Here is an 18,178-nt window from a genome sequence, read left to right as displayed (position 1 = left end):
AGGCTGTCCCAATTTATAAAAGGGGACAACCTCCTCCTACAACGCTTGCTATTCGCTAGCTTAACGATGTGTGAGAAATCGTTCATACCAGTACTCTACAAAGCCTGGCTCAAATGGTCCTTTTTGCTGACTGATCCATGAAACAAGCTCATCGACAGTCCTTCTTAAAATAACCTCTACTTCATCCGGATAGTTCATCTGCTTTTTATGGACTGCAAATTCATCCTCATCAAGAAGTTTATAGGTCATATCCGGGAATACCTTAATGTCTAAATCATAATCAATATACTTCAACGCTTCTTGATCGTAGGTGAAGGGAGTTCCTAAATTACAATAGTAGTAAATACCATCATTTCGAATCATCCCGATCACATTAAACCAGTGATTAGCAGTAAAGTAGCAGATGGCAGGTTCTCGCGTTCTCCATTGTCTGCCGTCTGATTCTTGCACAATAATGCGGTCGTTCCCACCAATTACTTCTTGAGTGGTTCCTTTTAAAATCACCGTCTCTTCCCAGACACGATGTAGCGTTGCATTATGCTTGTAGCTTTGTACTTCAATCGTACTTCCAACCATCGGAAATTTCACAACAAGAACTCCTTTCTCTTACATTTCCACTGGATTAGATAGCGTAACCATCCGATCTCGTGGATCTAAATATAAGTCGAAGGGAGGCTTATGAGGGAGATAGTTTCTCAATTTAAAATAACTGATTTTACCGGTGCGATCACCTGCTGTAGTAGGGAATTCCCCCGTTTCTAAAAAATATTGATCACAGGCTATCTGACACCGATCAATATGATAGGCATAATCAGGTTCTTCAAAAAGATCAAATGTTTCTTTTGACATATAAAAGGGGCGATTTGGTATTCCTCCTAGATATCTTTCTAGGAGCTCCGTTTGTAATTCATTATCCTTATTTACTAACGTACGTAGAGATATGCCAGGAGCGGCATCTCTCGCAAAGGCGTCGACTGCCTTTTTTACATCGGTAAGCGTACAGGACACTATGCGCACTTCTTTTACAGAACGCTCCTTTCGACGTTTACGGAACACCATGTCCTCCCCTTCCATTTGTTAATCGTCCACTCTAGCCATAACCTACACAACGACCTTCACAAAATTCTTTACTCCCTTTTAGTATACTACTTTTCCACTTATTTTCACACGGAATATGTATGATAATAGACAGAAGGTGCTGCACCGAACGATTCGGGCAACACCTTCATGTAATTAGCGCTGTTGATTTTTAGAAGAAGCCTGTTGTTTACGCTCGTTAGCCTGCTGGTTTTGCTGTCTAACCTCTTGAGCGTCTGTTTCACTAGCAAATTCGTAGTTTTCCTGCCCGTTTGCAGACTGCGCATTTTGCTTTTTAACCTCTTCAGCGTTTGTTTTAGAAGCTGATTTTTTCATGTGTATCACCTCCACAAACGTTACTATGCGCAACTTACGATCAGGATATACACACTCCATAAAATTTTTGCACATTCATTACGTAAGGATCGAGATGCCACCATCGACGATAATTGTTTGTCCACAAATCATCGCTGCATCCTCTGACACAAGGAAGCGTACCGTATTAGCCAAGTCCTTAGGCTCGACGATTCGTCCCGCTGGCGTTCGGTCTTTCGCGTCCCCAAGCAATTCTTCTCGGTTAGGAAAATGCGTTAACGCATCGGTATCAACCGCACCGCCTGACACTGCATTGACACGAATTTTGTAAGGTGCAAGCTCGACCGCTAAATAGCGAGTCAAGGCTTCAACAGCCGCTTTTGATACTCCAACAGTCGTATAATTTGGTAAGTATCTCATCGCACCAAGCGAGCTTAAGCTGACAATTGCACCGCCAGACTGCTTCATTCTTTCAGCAGCAAGCTGTGAACAAAATAGCATCGCTTTATTATTAATATTCATGGTCCAGTCCCAATGACTCTCCTCGACTTCCAAAATCGGGCGTAGGACGCCTGATGCCGCATTATTGACGAGAACATCAAGTCTGCCAAACGTTTCATCAATTTGCGCAAACATCTCTTCCACTTTGTCTTTCTTAGCAACATTTGCTTTCACAGTTAAAACGTTTCTCCCTAAAGCACGAATTTCATCTGCTGTCTCTTCTGCTTTTGTTTTGCTTCTCGCGTAGTTAATAACAATATCGTATCCTTCTTTTGCAAGCTGTAGCGCTATTTCTTTCCCAATCCCTCTACTACTTCCTGTGATTAAAGCTACTTTTTGTTCAGACATTATTTGCCTCCAAGTCGTTTTTTATCTCGACTCCTATTTTAGCAGGAAAAACGGGGGAATGAACGTCCTTATCCAAGAAAAATACCGCCGTAAAGCAATGCGAGTAAAATAACAAAGGCTGGATGCATGCGCCGAACTTCCATTAAATAATAACTACTTCCAAGTAAAAATATTGTTTGGAGCCAGCCATTATCAAAGTAAGAAGTCTCAATAAAGCGAACGGTCATCGCACCGAGTAAAACAGCAATAGTAGGGCGTACAAATGCCGATAGCTTTTTTACCTTAGGAGAGTCCTTGAAGCGCATCAGGATACTAAGCATAATGATCATTAAAATTAAGGATGGCATCACAGTAGCAAATAATGCAACTCCTGCACCCAGCACTCCAGCCTCTGCAAAGCCAATATATCCTGCCATCTTTGTCGCAATTGGTCCAGGTAAAGCATTACTTAGCGCAACCACCTCACCGAACTCTTCAACTGTCATCCAGCCGTATCTTGTGACCACTTCATATTCGACTAACGGAATAGTGGCGGGACCTCCTCCGTACCCAACGATGTTTGCAATAAAGAACGCCACAAACAGTTCCCAATAAATCATGATACAACACCCGCCTTTTTAATCGGCTTTATTAATACGTAAAGAATAAGTGCACCAATTACAATAGCTGGGTGAATAGAAAACATTTCAATAATAATGATTGATGCGATGACAAGAAAGACTACTTTTAACCAGCCTAAATCATCGTTCGCTTTTTTAACAAACCCCCACGTTAACACGCCTAACATAACGGCGACAACTGGTAGCACGCCATTTGTCATCCCTTGAACAAAGCTATATTCACGAAACGATGCTAAAAACGTTAAAAATACGATAACTAAAATAACCGTTGGAATAACCGATGCGATAATGGCATTAATCATTCCACCTATTCCAGCGACACGATAGCCTATGTAGCCTGCCATTTTTGTTGCAATCGGTCCTGGTAGTGTGTTGCCTATCGCTAAAATATCGGAGAATTCATCATCATTCATCCACTTGTATTTCGTCACGGCCTCCCGTTGAATAAGAGGAATAGAGGCTGGTCCGCCTCCATATCCTAATAATCCAACGCGCAAAAAGGCCATAAAAAGCTCCTGCTGTACCATGGTTTTTATTCCTTCCTAAAGCTCATTGCCGCAAATTAATATGCAGCAATTGCCCCATCCGTTCTTGGCTCAGTCCCACCTTGTAGGACGCCTGTTTTAGGGTCTCTCCAAATAATTTGGCCTCGACCAAAGCTACCTGATTGATGCGTCACTTGAATCTCATGTCCACGAGCTGCGAGTGCCAGGGCAATATGATTCGGCACAGACTGCTCAAGCAGGACCTGCTTCCCTTTCATCCACTGCCAGCGTGGGGCATCTAAAGCTGCTTGCGGATTTAAGTGGAAATCAACCGTGTTCATAACAACCTGCATGTGCCCTTGAGGTTGCATAAATCCACCCATCACACCAAATGGTCCAACTGCTTCTCCATTTTTTGATAAGAAACCTGGAATAATTGTATGGTAGGTCCGCTTCCCTGGAGCTAACGCATTATCATGCTCGGCATCTAAACTAAAGTTATGTCCTCTATTTTGCAAAGAAATACCTGTTCCTGGGATAACAATACCTGACCCGAAGCCCATATAATTACTTTGTATAAAGCTAACCATATTTCCCTCTCCATCAGCGGTAGATAAATACACCGTTCCAGACCCCTTTGGATCACCAGCCTCTGGTGTTAGTGCCTCTTCACCGATAAGAGCACGTCTCTTCTTTGCGTAAGAGTCGCTTAATAATTCGTCAACGGACGTCGACATGTGCTGTTCTTCTGTTATATATTTTTCGCCATCAGCAAAGGCTAGCTTCATCGCCTCAATTTGCTTATGGTAAGATGCCTCGTCCTCTCGCACTGTTTGCGTGTCGTCTTTAAGCATCTGCAGTGCCATGAGAGCGATCATGCCTTGGCCATTCGGCGGAATTTCCCAGACGTCATAGCCTTTATAGGTAACGTTAATTGGATCAACCCACTCTGGCTCATAGTTCTCCAAGTCTTTTTTACGGATAAATCCACCGTGCTCCTTCGAGAATGCGTGAATAGCATCGGCAAGCTCTCCCTGATAAAATGCGTTCGCATCTGTCTCACCAATTTTCTCAAGCGTTGATGCATGCCCCTCCGACTTCCACATCTCTCCGACCTCAGGCGCTTTACCAGTTGGAGCAAATGTATCAAACCAAGCTTTAAATTGCTCTTCTTTGAGCTCTTTAGAAAACACTTCGAAGGCCTTCTGCCAATAAAAACTTAATGTCGGACTTACTGGGAATCCATCGCGGGCAAGCTTTACAGCTGGCGCAAGCGTCTGTTTTAGAGATAGTTTACCAAACTTCTTAGATAGGCTTGCCCACGCAGCCGGAGCTCCTGGTACCGTAACTGGCGTAAGACCAAATTTCGGCATTTCCTTCTCATAGCCAAGTTTATTGACAGCATCGAGTGACAGTTTGCTTGGAGCTTGTCCGCTAGCATTTAAACCGTGTATTTCTTTATCTTTCGTCCAAACTATCGCAAACGCATCGCTACCAATTCCATTAGAGGTAGGTTCTACGACCGTCAAACAAGCAGCAGTTGCAATCGCTGCATCTATAGCATTTCCACCTTGTTTTAAGATATCGAGTCCAGCCTGTGCCGCAAGTGGCTGAGACGTTGCTACCATTCCATTCCGAGCGAACTGAACGTTACGTTGTGACGCATAAGGGTAGTGAAGTGCTTCTTTTTGATTCATTTGATTAGCTCCTTTTCGTCTTTTTGTTCATTTTAACATAGTAAAGATTACTAATTGAACAACAAAAGACGATTTTCCTTACTTTTTTGTCATCTTTTCAATCAGTAAGACAATTAACGTAAGCATTGCAATGAAAAACAAACCACCTTGAAATAAGAGTGTAAGAGACTCCATGCAAATCCCTCCTTTTTATAAGAACAAACGTTCTCATATATCATAGCACAAATTGACAATTAGAGGGAGTCACAACGCTTATATCAATCTTTTTGCCTAAATTCGGAGAGTTTAACGAGTTGGTGGATGGGTAAAAGTTTTGATCTTCAGAAGTTGAGCCTGCTAAGAGTTGGTTTGTTCCTTCGTCGGTCTCGTTTGCTCTTCTTGCGTGGTGGTTTGCATGTCCTGGCACTTGGTTTGTCCCTCCTGCATGATGGTTTGCACGTCCCCAAACCTTATTCCTCCGGCTTCTGCTTCCCACTCCTCTCTTCAAACAAAAAAAGCGTAGCACTACCCTCTCAGGCAGTACTCCGCTCTCCAACTACTTATCAAAAACCCTTAAAAATTACTCTTTGATTGACCGCCGTCTACGTTTAGCGTAGCGCCGACCACCCAGCTCGCTTTTTCTGACGCTAAAAAGACGACGACATTGCTCACTTCCTCCACCGTCCCAAAACGACCGGCAGGAATCTGATCCTGGACGAACTGCTCCATCTTCTCCGGATCCTGCTCGATTCGCTTCTGCCAATTACCTGTGGGGTGCAGAATGGATCCAGGAGCCACTCCGTTCACGCGAATACCATCCTTAATCACTTCATCCGCAAGCGACTTCGTCATACTAATCATCGCCGCCTTTGCGCTATTATACGTCGGCTTTCCGCCTGACTCACGTCCAAATACAGACGAAATATTAATAATCGATCCGCTTCCCGCTTTCTGCATTGCTGGGATACATAGCTTGCTCATATGCACAGCCGAAAAGTAATTCAACTGCATCGCATCCTCAAAGTCCGTCATTGATGTATCCATCGTCGTTGAACCGTTACTGCCCCCAGCATTGTTTACCAAAATATCAACACCACCAAGTAGCTCGCATGCCTTCTCATACACGCCCTCTCGATCCGATGCACTCATTAAATCCGCACTAATCGTGTGCACCTCTGGCAGTTCTTCACCCGCCGTAGCTAGCGCCTCTTCTCCTCGCGCTACAATTGCAACGCTTGCACCTTCACGTAAGAATGCCGCCGCAATCCCTTTACCTATACCCTTTGATCCACCAGTCACAAGTACTCGCTTCCCTTTAAGTTGTAAATCCATCTCAACCTTCTCCTTTCAACGTCTCTTTAATAATTTTTTGGTGAGAAACCGGGAAAGCCTTCTCGCTAATCTCCTCTAACGTTACTAGCTCTTGGCGATCCATCAGCTTCGGCTGCCCACTAATTTGCACACGGTACACATCCATTTCCCAAATAATATGGGAAAAAACGTGGCGAACTCGTTGCGTATTTTCAGATTTGATAATATCTACACCGTAGTTTTCTAAGAACTTTTCCATTGTTTCTCCATCAAGAGCAGTTGGGAACTGCCATAAATTCGCAAGGAGTCCGGTTTCAGGACGTTTTTCGACAATAAAGCGACCATCCTCCGTAATAAGCACATATGCTTGTAATGTGACACTCTTTGGCTTCTTTTTCTTCGCCTTAACAGGCAAAAGCTCTTGGACACCTTGCTCCCTTGCCTGGCAATGAGCTTGCACAGGGCATAAAAGACAGGCAGGTTTTGTTGGCGTACAGATCATCGCACCGAGCTCCATTAACGCTTGATTATAATCAGAGGCACGTGAGGTAGAAATTATTTCACGAATAATTGTCTCAAACCTTTTACGTGTAGCAGGCTTTGCGATATCATCGTAGATAGCAAAGATTCTAGATAAAACACGCATGACGTTTCCATCTACTGCAGGGGCGGGAATATTGTAAGCAATGGAGAGAATCGCACCTGCCGTATAAGGTCCTACTCCTCGTAGCTTATGTATCTCTTCTTCAGAATTAGGTACAACACCGCCGTATGCAGACTGCACTTCCTTCACAGCTGCGTGTAAATTTCTCGCACGCGAGTAATATCCTAAGCCTTCCCAAGCTTTTAAGACTTGCTCTTCATCTGCATCTGCAAGAGCATCAACAGTTGGAAATTGAGACATAAAACGCTCGTAGTAAGGGATGACCGTATCTACTTTTGTTTGCTGTAGCATGATCTCTGACACCCAGATTCGATACGGATCACGTTCTCGCCTCCAGGGTAAATCTCTTTTTTCACGATCGTACCATTCCAGTAGATCGTGCTCATATTCATATTTATCAAATGGTTGCAATATTGTCACTCCTTTTGAAACATTAAAAAAAAGGGTAGAATAAAAGAATACTATGCCACTCCGAGCAGGGAGGAACTTAACATGGATTCGGCAACACACGTTGTCATGGGGGTTGCCTTAGGCGGTTTAGCCACGCTTGATCCAGTTGTATCAAGCGATCCAAACTTACAGCAAGCTGTCATGGTTGCTGCAATTGTCGGATCACAGGCACCCGATTTTGACACAGTACTCAAACTTAAGAATAACGCAGTTTATATAAAAAATCATCGAGGAGTCACTCACTCCGTGCCCTTTTGGTTTATTTGGCCGACTCTTATTACTTTAACACTCGCATTTATTATGCCGCCAGTAAATCTATTTCATCTCTGGTTATGGGCTTTCTTTGCTGTTTTCTTACATGTATTTGTTGATATTTTTAATGCTTACGGAACAAAAGCGTTTGATCCAATCAATAGGCGATGGCTGGCATTAGGTGTTATTAATATCTTTGATCCATTTATCTTTATTGCTCATATTGTAGCTATAGTGAGCTGGCGCTTCGGTACAGATCCTGGCTGGACATTTTTAACGATGTTTATCATTATTGCTATGTATTATGTTTGGCGAATACGTGTTCAACAAAAGGTTCACGATGCCTTTTTAGAACGCCATCCAGATGCTACACATGTATTTACTTCGCCAACATTTAAGTGGAATCTCTGGCACGTGGTTATCCGCACCGATAAGCATATGTTCGTAGCAGAATCTCGCAATCATACCATTACGTATTTTGAAGACTATCCATTTGAACCAATTCCACCAGATCCAGTTATTGATGCAGCACGTAAGGACGCAAATTTACAAGCCTTCCTATCCTTTTCACCCGCCTACAGATGGGCAGTATCAATTGAAGAACACGGTTATTCCGTTAAGTTTGTCGATCTAAGATATCGCTCTAAAGGGTACTACCCATTCGTAGCAATTGTCCGACTTGACGAGGATTTAGAGATTTTAAGCTCTTATACTGGCTGGATTTACAACTCCGATTCCTTACGAAGAAAGCTACATTACGTATCTCCTGATGCGTAATGTAGCTTGTTTTTTGAGGATGGTGAAGATAGATCTACGTTGCCTCGATTTGCGCGATCACTGCTTTTTTCCGCGCAGTTTGCTATTCAACTTGCGCGGTTTTTTTTGCTCGCGCAATGGCATGCTTAACTCGCGCGATTTCCTCTCACTTTCGCTCAGTTCCACGTTCCGCTCGCACAATCAACATATCAACTCACCCCTCCTCAACTACCCACTTAAAAAATCCAAACAAAAGAGGCCAGGAAACCTTCCTGCCCTCTCTTTTTTAATGATAAAACCGCTTTGTCTCAAACCACTTTTGATAGCGTGGATTTTCTTTTAAAATTTCATGAAGCCTAGAGCCGTAGTTGTCAATCCACTGTACTAGCACCTTTTCTGTCATCTCTTTTCCTTTATAAGAGTATCCTGCTTTTGCATAGGTTGATTCAAAATCTTCCCATAAAAGCTCGACCCACGTTCTTGCATCTGCGTAGGATAATTGATCATTGCTTTCTAATAGACGATTAGTAAGTCGGTCAAAATAGTCCTGCATCGCGACTCTCCTCCTTTTATTTGTAAGTTAATCTAGCTGTTGATCCAGGATGGAAATCGGTACGGCCTCGAGTTTTGTATGTCCACTTCGGTGTCCCCATGCAAAAATGCCGTTCATGTAGCTAATTGTAAACGTCTCACCAGCATCGTTATCCTTTAACAAATACGTTTGTTTTGATTTGTACGCTTTAGGATCCATCATATACGCTTCCGCCATAAGGATTTTACGCTCGTGTACCGCGTATTCATTAATCATGCCTTTTGCTTCTGCCTTTTGAGCAAGGACTCTAAGCTCCCTTATTTCTGCTTGTAACTCCTGATTTGTCATGCGACTGTACTGCTCACCCATGTAACCAAACTCCCCCTGTATTCTTTCTTCTATTATAACTTTTTTTGACGAATATGAAACTATTCCTGCTCATCAAACCAGGCTTGAATCGTATCCTGAGAGAACCCTTTTCGATACAAGAACTCTTTTATTTTTCGATTACGCTCGTAGGGCTCTTTACCTTCGTATTTACGCCATGCTTTTTCTGCCCACTGCCTTAGTGCCTCAAGCTCAACATCGTCGTCCTCTTCAATTGTTGCTTCCCTCAATGCTTCTGCTGCAAGTGTATGATCAAAGCCACGCTGAATTAAAAATTGCATCAGCTTTTGTTCTTTCGAACGCTGCGACTCCCTACCATAAGAATTTTGCTTTTTTTCTACAAGCGTAATCGCATTATCGAGCTGCTCTTCTCTAGGGTATTGCGCCATGGCCGCCTCAATAACATTGTCAGCGATCCCCTTCTGCTTTAGCTCCTGCCTTATCACGAGTGGTCCCTTTGTCGACTGGTCCCGCTTCGTGCGAACAAACGCCTCTGCAAACCGCTCATCTTGCAGGAAATCGAGGGCAATTAACTTTTCGACCATAGAATCAATAATATCCGCTGGCATCTCCTGATCTTTAATGTATTGTCTCAACTCTTTTTCTGAACGCATTCTAAAAGCAAGGTATCCTAACGCCTTTTGATACACTTTGTCTATCTCATCTTGCCCCTTCAGCCGATTAATATCTTCTTTCGAGAGCTCCTTCCCCTTCACAAGCTCCTCTTTAATTAACAAATCCTCTGAGACAGAAAATGCGTATTCATCCTGCCCATTTATCATTAAGTGAATATGATAGCGCTGCTTTGTTTTTTTGGCCGCTGTTACTTTTGTAATTTTATACATGCTTTGCCTCCTACAGCTTTTACGTTTAGATCATCCTTTTATAAGGAATGGTGGTAGTAAAAGCATAAACCAGGAGTGATAATTATGAAAGTAGCGATTACAGGCGGTACAGGTTTAGTCGGAAGCACTCTCACTAAAGAGCTTTTATATAGAGGCCATGAGGTTTTTATCCTCACTAGAAGCGCTGATAAAAAAGATCAGCATGGAGTAACCTTTGTCGAATGGCTCAAAGACGGTTCAAAACCAGAACTTGAGCTTGAAGGTATTGATGCACTGATTAATTTAGCGGGCGAAAATTTAAACAGTGGTCGTTGGACAGACGAGAAGAAAAAATCTATCTTATCAAGTCGTATTGATGTGACCCGAGAATCCGTTCGTATTCTTCACGCATTGAATAAAAAACCATCTGTGTTTATTAGCGGTTCCGCTGTCGGCTACTACGGAACATCATTCACGGAGACCTTTACAGAAGAACACACGACTCCAGGAGATGACTTTTTAGCTGACGTAGTCGTACAGTGGGAAGCTGAAACAAAGGGTGCACCAGAAGAAGTTCGCACCGTATTATCACGATTTGGTATTATATTATCTGGTGAAGACGGCGCACTTAAAAAAATGCTCCCCCCATTCAAAATGGGCATAGGTGGCAAGCTCGGAACCGGCGAACAGTGGATGTCGTGGATTCACGTAGAGGATGTCGCAAAGGCACTAATTTATTGTCTCGAACACGATAGTATTTCCGGTCCGGTGAACTTTACCGCTCCAAACGCAAAGCGTATGGAAGACTTCGGTAAAACCCTATCTGATGTGCTAAATAAACCATTTTGGGCGCCTGTCCCAAGTAATGTATTAAAGCTTATGTTAGGTGAAATGAGCGTACTTATCTTAGAGGGGCAACACGTAGTCCCACAAAAATTACTCGATCATGGATATAAATTCACGCATCCAGAATTATATGAAGCACTGGAAGAATTACTGTAATAACCACGCCCTGTAGGCATTTTACAGGGCGCTTCTTTGATTTTACCAACGTTCTATTCGCCATGAGCCCTATCCAAGAGAGCTTAAAAGAGGTATGATGGAAGAAGGACGAAAAAAAGGAGTTAAAAAAACAATGATGATGGACGGTTTTTTCCCTTTAGGATTTGCCTTGATCGTACTTGTTTTATTTTTGCTTAACATTTTTACAAGTATCTGGGCTTACCGCGATTCAACGCGTAAAGGGAATAGTAAAGAGTTCAGTGCGATTATGCTAATTGGCACCCTTTTCTTTCCTATTATTGGACTCATTGTCTACCTAGTAATCCGGAACGATACTCGCTAGGTTTAAAACCACGAGAAAGGAATGGTAACATGACTGTACTACCACCGAGCTTCCTAGGTAAAAAAGTATTTTTAGATGGAGAAAAGACGAAGTATTATACGCTGAAATATGAGGAGCCAGCCGGCAAAGCAAGTATGCACGCATTACTTTTTGATCATGAAGTACCCGTCATTTTTGCAACTCTCGATCATAGCGGTAAATTTTTAGATTCCTTTTATCTTTCGAACAAATCTACAAAGGCTTCTGAAGAAGTCCTGCATCGGTATAAGCACATGGCTGATCGTAAAAAGCAGCATCGTATGACACAGGAGGATATTAAAGATTCTCTTCGTTCAAAGGAAGCTGCTAAAATGAAGAACGAAAATATTACGAAACTTTTAAAGGACGAGCACCTAGAAGATATAAAACACCTGTGGTCATCTCGACTCTTAACTCTTCAAAAGTCTGATGGCACAGCATCTGATTCCCTCATCATGACGACGCTTCAAGAAGCAATAGATGAAGCTAACCCCATGAAATCCTTTCACTTCTTAGTAAAGCACCGTCAAGATTCCCTCATCATTGACCTCGCTAGCAAGATTAATGAGAATGTAAAGCTTCTTGATGGCGTTTATGATTATTATTACTACCATCAAAAAGGCGCGATCGTAGAGAACTTTGTTGTACGGGCCGGTCAAGTAGCCGACTTAACAAACTCAGAACTTATTGAGAACTTACTTTTAATGGCAAAAAACTTAGAGGACCAGTATAGTCGTCCTGTTTTACGCCCAGTTTTATCTAGACTGTTAAAGCGAGTAAAGACAGAGACAGATGAGACAGTAAAAGAATGGCTTAATAATGTGATCACGAATAGTCGCTTAAGACATTCCGTCTTAATGGAACTAAAGCGACCTAAAACAAGTGTATAACAATTAAAGAGAGTGCTTGGCGTAATGCGCCATGCACTCTCTTTTTTAATGTGTTCGTCTTGCGAAATCAACGAATTTAAATTTGTCAGGCCTGTGTCTAGATTCCGTGTATTGAAAGAGACTCGCATCATCGAAGTAAACAAAGTTCTTTACGACAACAATTGTTTGAAAGCCTTCTAAATCTAAAAACTGACGGTCCTCTTCCGTTGGTTCAATCACGGTAATCTCTTTTTTAGCAAAGCTAATTGTCATCGCTAAATCATTTTCAATAAACTCATAGATTGAATTCTTACAAACCTCATACGTTAATTCATCAATATAAACAGGGTTAAAGTAATCTTTATCAAAGATAATTTTTTCCCCGTCAATCTCCCTAACTCGATGAACCTCCCAGACGAGCTGGTCGCTCCGCACTTTAAGGTTTTGTTGCACCTCGCGTGACGGTTTTACTTTTTCTACCTTCTCCACGTGCGTTTGAAAATTCTCCCCAAGCTTTGTAGCAAGCTCTTTGAAGCTAACTAGCCCTGATACAGGAAAGTCAAATTTACGTGCATCTAGCACGATAGATCCTTTTCCTTGTACTTTTTGAATAAATCCGTTTTGCGCTAATAAATTTAATGCTTTTCGGATCGTTTCACGAGAAGTATCAAAATCTTTAACGAGATCATGCTCTGAAGGAAGCTTCTCTCCAGCAGCATACTCTCCCTGCTGTACTTTTTCTGCGATTTCTCTATAAATCGTTAAATACTTATTCTGCATGGTCATCACCAATTCAAGTTTATCATGATTGCGTTAAATGATAAACAAAAGACTCGTAAGCCCTTACACTGGTTGAAGATGCAAGATTTGTATCCTCATAGTTGGAAAGTAAAAGCGACGCTTCGTATCCTTCTAATTCTTTAGGCAGTTCAAACGTTGTTTCTCCCTGATAAAAATGGTTTACAACTAGTAGCTTCTCGCCTTTGTATGATCTCGTGTAGGTGAATAAGCGAGTATTATCAGGATCTACTAATTCATAGTCCCCGTACGTGACAATATCAAGCTCTCGGCGTAGCTTAATGAGCGCTTTGTAGTGATAGAAAATCGAATCTTTATCCGCTAGAGCAGCCTCTGCGTTGATTGTCGTATAGTTGTCCGCAACCGGAATCCAAGGCGTACCCGTAGTAAAGCCACCGTGCTCGGAATCATCCCACTGAACGGGTGTGCGAGAGTTGTCTCGAGATTTCGCCTTTAGTAAAGGCATGATCTCCTCGTCTGACATTCCTTGCTCACGCTTTTCTTTATAGAGATTGAGTGATTCAACGTCACGATATTGGTCAATCGAATCAAACTTAGGATTTGTCATCCCAAATTCTTCGCCTTGATAAATATACGGCGTTCCCTGCATCATATGCACCGTCGTAGCAAGCATCTTTGCTGATTCCTTATGGTACTTCCCGTCATTACCGTAACGCGATACAACGCGTGGCTGGTCATGGTTGCACCAAAACAGCGCGTTCCAGCCGCCACCTTCATGCATGCGAACCTGCCAAGTCGATAAAATATCCTTCAGCTGTAGAAAATCGAATGGAGCCACTGACCATTTTTCGCCGTTCGGATAGTCAACTTTTAAGTGATGGAAGTTAAACGTCATGCTAAGCTCATTTCGCTCAGGATTCGTGTATTTAATACAGTGATCAATGGACGTCGAACTCATCTCACCAACTGTCATAGCATCATATTTAGAGAAAACCTCTTGGTTCATCTCCTGCATAAATTCGTGCACGCGTGGTCCGTCTGTATAAAACTTTCGACCATCACCAGGTGCTACGGAGCCATCGTCATTTGGGAAATCCTGATTTTTAGAAATCAGGTTAATGACGTCTAATCTAAATCCGTCAACACCCTTCTTAAACCAAAAGTGCATCATATCGTAAACGTCTTGACGCACCTGCTCATTTTCCCAATTTAGATCCGCTTGGGTAACATCAAATAAGTGCAGGTAATACTGGCCAGTTGCTTCATCATACTGCCATGCATTACCGCCAAACTTGGACTGCCAGTTCGTAGGCTCAGCGCCATCAATCGGGTCCTTCCAAATATAATAAGAGCGATATTTGTCGTCTTTGGACTGCTGAGACTGTTTAAACCATTCGTGCTCAGTTGATGTGTGGTTTACGACAATGTCCATGATGACTTTAATGCCTTTGCTGTGGGCTTTTTCTAATAGCTCATCAAAGTCCTCCATCGTTCCATATTCGTGGTGGATAGAGAAGTAATCGCTAATGTCGTAGCCATTATCCTTTTGAGGGGAAGCGTATACGGGAGTTAGCCAGATGACATCGACTCCAAGCTCGTTTAAATAATCGAGCTTTTCGATGATTCCTTGAATGTTCCCTACTCCTTTTCCTTCTGTATCGTTGAAGCTTTTTGGGTAAATTTGATAGACGACGGCTCGTCGCCACCATTCGTTCATTGTTGGCATGAAAACCCTCCTGTTCGGTGTCATAATGGTTTTAGTTTATCTTGTATATACAAGTTTGTAAAGGGATACAAGGCTCGTTCTGTTGTGGGTGAGATTCCCTATTCAGGAGGTTTTGAATCGTGACTTTGTATGGGGATATGTATGAGAGCTCTTTAAGCTTCGATTGCTTAAGTGCTAATTAGTTTAGTGCCTAGCTCTACGAGCTAGATTACTAAGTGCCAACTAGTTTAAATCGGCACTTCTAGCTGTCAGCCCTCCAGACACTCTACGACATCCATTGACCGTGTGGTCTTCTGCGGTCTGAAAAGCATCACAAAAAGTTTGCGTTTTTTGCGAACATTTTGAGCTAGCCTTGCAGTTGGAAAGCAGTGGGTGCTTTTCCCGCTGATTTCAGGCTAGAGGTTGATGCTTAACATTAAAGGAAAGCCATCCACTCCAAGCCGTCAGCCCTACGGACACTCTACGACATCCATGGGGTCGGCCTTGGAGCTTCCTCGTCGGCAAGGGCCGCGTACTTTGCGGTCTGAGCTAGCATCGCAGAATGCGCTCTTTGCAGTCTGAGCTAGTCTTGCACTTAGGGAACAGTGGGTGATTTTGCCGCTGTTCCCAGGCTAGCGGTCGATGCTCCATTAATTTGCGCCTCCTGTGGGATCTCCAAAACCTCCTACTCCCATGGATTGTCTCCGAATGTCCTTCGGGTCTGCCAGCTCTGCGTGTGATTTAAAGTGAATCTCATACTTTTTAACGCAAGACGGCTTTTATTATGTAATAAATCAGATAGATGGTGTATGAAGGTTAAACCGAAGATAAAGTAGAGTTTAGTTTATACATATTATTAAAATTCGAGCAAAAAAAATGACCTCATGATAAGGTTACTTAGATCATTCACATCGCTGATTTAGATTGTTCCTTAGTTGTATTAATATACTGCATCAATAATACAGTCCCTGCTATATTGGAAATTATACTTATTCCAAGAGTTACTGCTAATAATAATGTTATTGAAGTAAAAAATGATACCATTAAGAAAATGGAACCTACCGTTATAAAGACAAGGCCTATAGATCTTTTATCCAATAAAGCCACCACCCTTCCAAGTATATGATAACATAATTTGGTTTATTAATTTAATAACTGGATAATTCCATTTTCGATACTCCTTTAGAAAGGTTTATTACAATGTTAATGTTGGCATTTTAAGCTTTTTGCAATTATACATAACAAAAAAGACCCTCCTAAGAGAGTCTCGATATTATTTTCTTGAAAGAAGGTAAAGAAAATAGGGTGCTCCTATGCAGGCGGCTATGATTCCGGCTGGAATGCCTGCTGGCGGCACGATGTTGCGTCCGATCGTGTCTGCTATCAGTAAGAGCATTCCGCCTATGAGCATCGCAAATGGGAGCATGCGCTGGTGCTTATTGCCGACGATCGCACGGGCTAGGTGAGGTGCCATAAGTCCAATAAAGGCGATTCCACCTGATACCGATACAGCGGATGCTGCGAGTGCTGTTGCCATCGTGAGAAGCACGATACGCGTTCGCTTTACGTGAACGCCAGTACCTGTTGCGACTGGACTGCCTAATCGTAAAATATTTAAGTGCTTCGCAAAATAGAGAACGATAGGAAGTAGGATCACAAGCCAAGGTAGTAGCGCTAAAATAAAGGGCCAATCCGTGCCCCAGACTCCTCCAGCAAGCCATGTGGCAATAAACTCTACTTGCTGCCTGTCCGATGAGGAGATGAGCACAATCATAAGACCTGAGAGAGCAAGGGAGAAGCCTACACCAGTTAAGATGAACTGGGTTGGCATTAACCCTTGTTCTTTATTATATGAAAAGGCATAGATAGTAAGTGCCGTAAGCATAGCTCCTCCAAAAGCAGCTAAAGGTAGTAAATAAGCAAACGTCTCTGCGTTAGCAGGGATGAATAAAAAGAATAATGTAACAGCAACTCCAGCACCAGAGTTAATTCCGACGATTCCTGGATCTGCTAAATCATTTTTTGTAATACCTTGTAGGATCGCTCCAGATGTCGCTAACGCTACACCACATAAAAAGGTAATAATGATACGCGGTAGACGCAAGGAATAGAAGACAAACTCATCTTGGAATGTTCCGTTCCCCATCAAAGTTGGCACAAGGCGTGTTATATTAATCGAGGAGGAGCCAGTACTTAGACTAATGAGTGCTGTGGTCACGATCATTGCAATAACAATGATGAATGCGAGTCTTGTTTTATTTTTCGTTGCCTGCACAATCATGCGAACTCTCTCCCTTGCGTTTTAACTACCCATAGGAAAAATGGAAGTCCACACACAGAGATAATGGCTACGACTGGCGTTTCGATCGGAGCAAACATCACGCGCGCTAATGTATCAGCACCAACCATAAAGGCTCCACCAACGAGGGCTGACATCGGGATAATCATGCGATAATCTGTGCCGACCAACTTCCGTACGATATGAGGGATCATTAATCCAACAAATGCTATGTTACCAACGAGCGCAACAGAGGATCCTGCTAGTATGATTACAAAGAAAAATAACCACAGCTTCACTTTTGTGACAGATGCACCGAGACCTGTTGCAACGTCTTCATCTAAGCTCAGTAATGTCACTTGACGAGCTAGCATAAGAACGATAATTAAGCTTACGATAATGGTCGGTACAATAATGTAAAGTTGCGTCCAAGTCGTTCCAATGAGACCCCCAGCGGTCCAAGCGGAAACCTCTCGGGTAATTTGGAATACTAAACCGATTGCTTCTGCTATGGCAACTAATAACGCAGTAACAGCAGCTCCTGCTAATACAAGACGAAATGGCTTGAAGCCACCCTTTCTAGTAGAAGCGATCCCGATCACTAAAAAGGCGCCGAATGCGGCGCCAATCCAACCACTAAACATGTAGCCAACGTATCCTACTGAGGGAATGAAAGCAAGAGAGAATGCAAGTGCTACGTTTGCTCCTGCTGTAATGCCAAGTAACCCTGGATCTGCTAGAGGATTACGTGTTATACCTTGCATAACGGCTCCAGCAACAGCGAGCGCTGCACCGACAAATACCGCTCCTATTTCCCTTGGTAGACGAATTTCACGGATGATAAGCGCCTGATCCGTTACAGTCGGACTTGTAAGGGCGCTCCATGCATCCTGCCATGTCGTCTGAGCTGCACCGAACAGAATCGATGCCGCAAACGTGACAAGAAGAAAGAGTAGGGCAAGGATTAAAGATGCCACATCACCAATCTTCATCCTAAAAACCTCAA

22 protein-coding genes are annotated in these 18,178 nt (G+C 42.8%); 4 read left to right on the top strand and 18 right to left on the bottom strand.

Annotation, left to right across the window (positions count from 1 at the left end):
• Window positions 1-60 precede the first annotated feature (60 nt).
• The 11 genes from ntdP to mutY all read right to left on the bottom strand — a co-directional run bounded on the left by ntdP (window position 61) and on the right by mutY (window position 7,408).
• A complete protein-coding gene (gene ntdP / locus FLK61_RS06310; protein ID WP_176008658.1) occupies window positions 61-588 on the bottom strand; it encodes a nucleoside tri-diphosphate phosphatase in 528 nt (175 codons plus the stop codon).
• A gap of 18 nt (window positions 589-606) precedes the next feature.
• Entirely contained in the window at window positions 607-1,059 is a 453-nt protein-coding gene (locus tag FLK61_RS06305) for a DUF3939 domain-containing protein (protein WP_176008657.1), read from the bottom strand.
• A 174-nt stretch (window positions 1,060-1,233) separates the two neighbouring features.
• Complete coding sequence (locus FLK61_RS06300; RefSeq protein ID WP_176008656.1) at window positions 1,234-1,413, bottom strand: gamma-type small acid-soluble spore protein; 180 nt, start codon at window positions 1,411-1,413, stop codon at window positions 1,234-1,236.
• A 78-nt stretch (window positions 1,414-1,491) separates the two neighbouring features.
• Window positions 1,492-2,241 (bottom strand): enoyl-[acyl-carrier-protein] reductase FabL, encoded by a 750-nt coding sequence (gene fabL, locus FLK61_RS06295; RefSeq protein ID WP_176008655.1) that lies wholly within the window; start codon window positions 2,239-2,241, stop codon window positions 1,492-1,494.
• A gap of 68 nt (window positions 2,242-2,309) precedes the next feature.
• Window positions 2,310-2,840 carry a chromate transporter gene (locus FLK61_RS06290; RefSeq protein WP_176008654.1) on the bottom strand — a complete coding sequence of 177 codons (531 nt, stop codon included), beginning with the start codon at window positions 2,838-2,840 and terminating at the stop codon, window positions 2,310-2,312.
• Window positions 2,837-3,388: a chromate transporter gene (locus FLK61_RS06285; RefSeq protein WP_176008653.1), complete on the bottom strand. Its 552-nt coding sequence runs from the start codon at window positions 3,386-3,388 to the stop codon at window positions 2,837-2,839. The genes FLK61_RS06290 and FLK61_RS06285 overlap by 4 nt, the downstream gene beginning before the upstream one ends.
• Before the next feature lie 35 nt (window positions 3,389-3,423).
• Window positions 3,424-5,043 carry a gamma-glutamyltransferase family protein gene (locus FLK61_RS06280; protein ID WP_176008652.1) on the bottom strand — a complete coding sequence of 540 codons (1,620 nt, stop codon included), beginning with the start codon at window positions 5,041-5,043 and terminating at the stop codon, window positions 3,424-3,426.
• A 78-nt stretch (window positions 5,044-5,121) separates the two neighbouring features.
• Window positions 5,122-5,217, bottom strand: a complete 96-nt coding sequence (locus tag FLK61_RS20060; protein WP_249777692.1) for a putative holin-like toxin — start codon at window positions 5,215-5,217, stop codon at window positions 5,122-5,124.
• A 40-nt stretch (window positions 5,218-5,257) separates the two neighbouring features.
• Window positions 5,258-5,449: a hypothetical protein gene (locus FLK61_RS06270; RefSeq protein ID WP_176008651.1), complete on the bottom strand. Its 192-nt coding sequence runs from the start codon at window positions 5,447-5,449 to the stop codon at window positions 5,258-5,260.
• Between the two features lie 146 nt (window positions 5,450-5,595).
• Window positions 5,596-6,354: an SDR family NAD(P)-dependent oxidoreductase gene (locus FLK61_RS06265; RefSeq protein WP_176008650.1), complete on the bottom strand. Its 759-nt coding sequence runs from the start codon at window positions 6,352-6,354 to the stop codon at window positions 5,596-5,598.
• 1 nt (window position 6,355) lies between these two features.
• The gene (gene mutY / locus FLK61_RS06260; protein ID WP_430708794.1) at window positions 6,356-7,408 is read right to left on the bottom strand and encodes an A/G-specific adenine glycosylase; all 1,053 of its coding nucleotides are present in this window, start codon (window positions 7,406-7,408) and stop codon (window positions 6,356-6,358) included.
• 81 nt (window positions 7,409-7,489) lie between these two features.
• Between mutY and FLK61_RS06255 the strand changes: the two genes are divergently transcribed.
• Entirely contained in the window at window positions 7,490-8,476 is a 987-nt protein-coding gene (locus FLK61_RS06255) for a metal-dependent hydrolase (protein WP_176008648.1), read from the top strand.
• 265 nt (window positions 8,477-8,741) lie between these two features.
• Here FLK61_RS06255 and FLK61_RS06250 read toward each other — a convergent pair whose 3' ends face one another.
• Genes FLK61_RS06250 through recX form a run of 3 tightly spaced genes read right to left on the bottom strand, consistent with a single transcriptional unit; the run spans window position 8,742 to window position 10,219 of the window.
• Complete coding sequence (locus FLK61_RS06250; RefSeq protein WP_176008647.1) at window positions 8,742-9,008, bottom strand: YfhJ family protein; 267 nt, start codon at window positions 9,006-9,008, stop codon at window positions 8,742-8,744.
• A gap of 27 nt (window positions 9,009-9,035) precedes the next feature.
• On the bottom strand, window positions 9,036-9,356 hold the full coding sequence (locus FLK61_RS06245; RefSeq protein ID WP_176008646.1) for a YfhH family protein: 321 nt from the start codon (window positions 9,354-9,356) through the stop codon (window positions 9,036-9,038).
• 59 nt (window positions 9,357-9,415) lie between these two features.
• Window positions 9,416-10,219 (bottom strand): recombination regulator RecX, encoded by an 804-nt coding sequence (gene recX, locus FLK61_RS06240; RefSeq protein ID WP_176008645.1) that lies wholly within the window; start codon window positions 10,217-10,219, stop codon window positions 9,416-9,418.
• A gap of 84 nt (window positions 10,220-10,303) precedes the next feature.
• On the opposite strand from recX, the gene FLK61_RS06235 reads away from it, so the two are divergent.
• The 3 genes from FLK61_RS06235 (at window position 10,304) to FLK61_RS06225 (ending at window position 12,451) form a co-directional block, all read left to right on the top strand.
• Entirely contained in the window at window positions 10,304-11,200 is an 897-nt protein-coding gene (locus FLK61_RS06235) for a TIGR01777 family oxidoreductase (RefSeq protein WP_176008644.1), read from the top strand.
• Window positions 11,201-11,339: 139 nt separating this feature from the next.
• Window positions 11,340-11,543: a PLDc N-terminal domain-containing protein gene (locus tag FLK61_RS06230; RefSeq protein ID WP_176011154.1), complete on the top strand. Its 204-nt coding sequence runs from the start codon at window positions 11,340-11,342 to the stop codon at window positions 11,541-11,543.
• A gap of 29 nt (window positions 11,544-11,572) precedes the next feature.
• Window positions 11,573-12,451, top strand: a complete 879-nt coding sequence (locus tag FLK61_RS06225; RefSeq protein WP_176008643.1) for a hypothetical protein — start codon at window positions 11,573-11,575, stop codon at window positions 12,449-12,451.
• A 45-nt stretch (window positions 12,452-12,496) separates the two neighbouring features.
• On the opposite strand, the gene treR is transcribed toward FLK61_RS06225, so the two are convergent.
• The 4 genes from treR to FLK61_RS06205 form a co-directional block, all read right to left on the bottom strand.
• The gene (treR, locus tag FLK61_RS06220; protein WP_176008642.1) at window positions 12,497-13,210 is read right to left on the bottom strand and encodes a trehalose operon repressor; all 714 of its coding nucleotides are present in this window, start codon (window positions 13,208-13,210) and stop codon (window positions 12,497-12,499) included.
• Window positions 13,211-13,232: 22 nt separating this feature from the next.
• Window positions 13,233-14,906: an alpha,alpha-phosphotrehalase gene (gene treC / locus FLK61_RS06215; protein ID WP_176011153.1), complete on the bottom strand. Its 1,674-nt coding sequence runs from the start codon at window positions 14,904-14,906 to the stop codon at window positions 13,233-13,235.
• Between the two features lie 1,261 nt (window positions 14,907-16,167).
• Window positions 16,168-17,175, bottom strand: coding sequence for a FecCD family ABC transporter permease (locus tag FLK61_RS06210; RefSeq protein WP_176008641.1), 1,008 nt, complete (start codon window positions 17,173-17,175; stop codon window positions 16,168-16,170).
• Window positions 17,172-18,164: a FecCD family ABC transporter permease gene (locus FLK61_RS06205; RefSeq protein ID WP_176008640.1), complete on the bottom strand. Its 993-nt coding sequence runs from the start codon at window positions 18,162-18,164 to the stop codon at window positions 17,172-17,174. Before FLK61_RS06205 ends, FLK61_RS06210 begins: the two co-directional genes overlap by 4 nt.
• Window positions 18,165-18,178: the final 14 nt, after the last annotated feature.

This window comes from Paenalkalicoccus suaedae, from assembly GCF_006965545.2.
GTDB classification, from domain to species: Bacteria; Bacillota; Bacilli; order Bacillales; family Salisediminibacteriaceae; genus Paenalkalicoccus; species Paenalkalicoccus suaedae.
This window is presented reverse-complemented; position numbering and strand designations above follow the sequence as displayed.

Coding starts and splice junctions, on each gene's coding strand:
- FLK61_RS06305 (WP_176008657.1), bottom strand. CDS start 1,059: ATGGTGTTCCGTAAACGTCGAAAGGAGCGTTCTGTAAAAGAAGTGCGC.
- FLK61_RS06300 (WP_176008656.1), bottom strand. CDS start 1,413: ATGAAAAAATCAGCTTCTAAAACAAACGCTGAAGAGGTTAAAAAGCAA.
- fabL (WP_176008655.1), bottom strand. CDS start 2,241: ATGTCTGAACAAAAAGTAGCTTTAATCACAGGAAGTAGTAGAGGGATT.
- FLK61_RS06290 (WP_176008654.1), bottom strand. CDS start 2,840: ATGATTTATTGGGAACTGTTTGTGGCGTTCTTTATTGCAAACATCGTT.
- FLK61_RS06285 (WP_176008653.1), bottom strand. CDS start 3,388: ATGGTACAGCAGGAGCTTTTTATGGCCTTTTTGCGCGTTGGATTATTA.
- FLK61_RS06280 (WP_176008652.1), bottom strand. CDS start 5,043: ATGAATCAAAAAGAAGCACTTCACTACCCTTATGCGTCACAACGTAAC.
- FLK61_RS20060 (WP_249777692.1), bottom strand. CDS start 5,217: ATGGAGTCTCTTACACTCTTATTTCAAGGTGGTTTGTTTTTCATTGCA.
- FLK61_RS06265 (WP_176008650.1), bottom strand. CDS start 6,354: ATGGATTTACAACTTAAAGGGAAGCGAGTACTTGTGACTGGTGGATCA.
- FLK61_RS06255 (WP_176008648.1), top strand. CDS start 7,490: ATGGATTCGGCAACACACGTTGTCATGGGGGTTGCCTTAGGCGGTTTA.
- FLK61_RS06250 (WP_176008647.1), bottom strand. CDS start 9,008: ATGCAGGACTATTTTGACCGACTTACTAATCGTCTATTAGAAAGCAAT.
- FLK61_RS06245 (WP_176008646.1), bottom strand. CDS start 9,356: ATGGGTGAGCAGTACAGTCGCATGACAAATCAGGAGTTACAAGCAGAA.
- recX (WP_176008645.1), bottom strand. CDS start 10,219: ATGTATAAAATTACAAAAGTAACAGCGGCCAAAAAAACAAAGCAGCGC.
- FLK61_RS06235 (WP_176008644.1), top strand. CDS start 10,304: ATGAAAGTAGCGATTACAGGCGGTACAGGTTTAGTCGGAAGCACTCTC.
- FLK61_RS06230 (WP_176011154.1), top strand. CDS start 11,340: ATGGACGGTTTTTTCCCTTTAGGATTTGCCTTGATCGTACTTGTTTTA.
- FLK61_RS06225 (WP_176008643.1), top strand. CDS start 11,573: ATGACTGTACTACCACCGAGCTTCCTAGGTAAAAAAGTATTTTTAGAT.
- treR (WP_176008642.1), bottom strand. CDS start 13,210: ATGCAGAATAAGTATTTAACGATTTATAGAGAAATCGCAGAAAAAGTA.
- treC (WP_176011153.1), bottom strand. CDS start 14,906: ATGAACGAATGGTGGCGACGAGCCGTCGTCTATCAAATTTACCCAAAA.
- FLK61_RS06210 (WP_176008641.1), bottom strand. CDS start 17,175: ATGATTGTGCAGGCAACGAAAAATAAAACAAGACTCGCATTCATCATT.
- FLK61_RS06205 (WP_176008640.1), bottom strand. CDS start 18,164: ATGAAGATTGGTGATGTGGCATCTTTAATCCTTGCCCTACTCTTTCTT.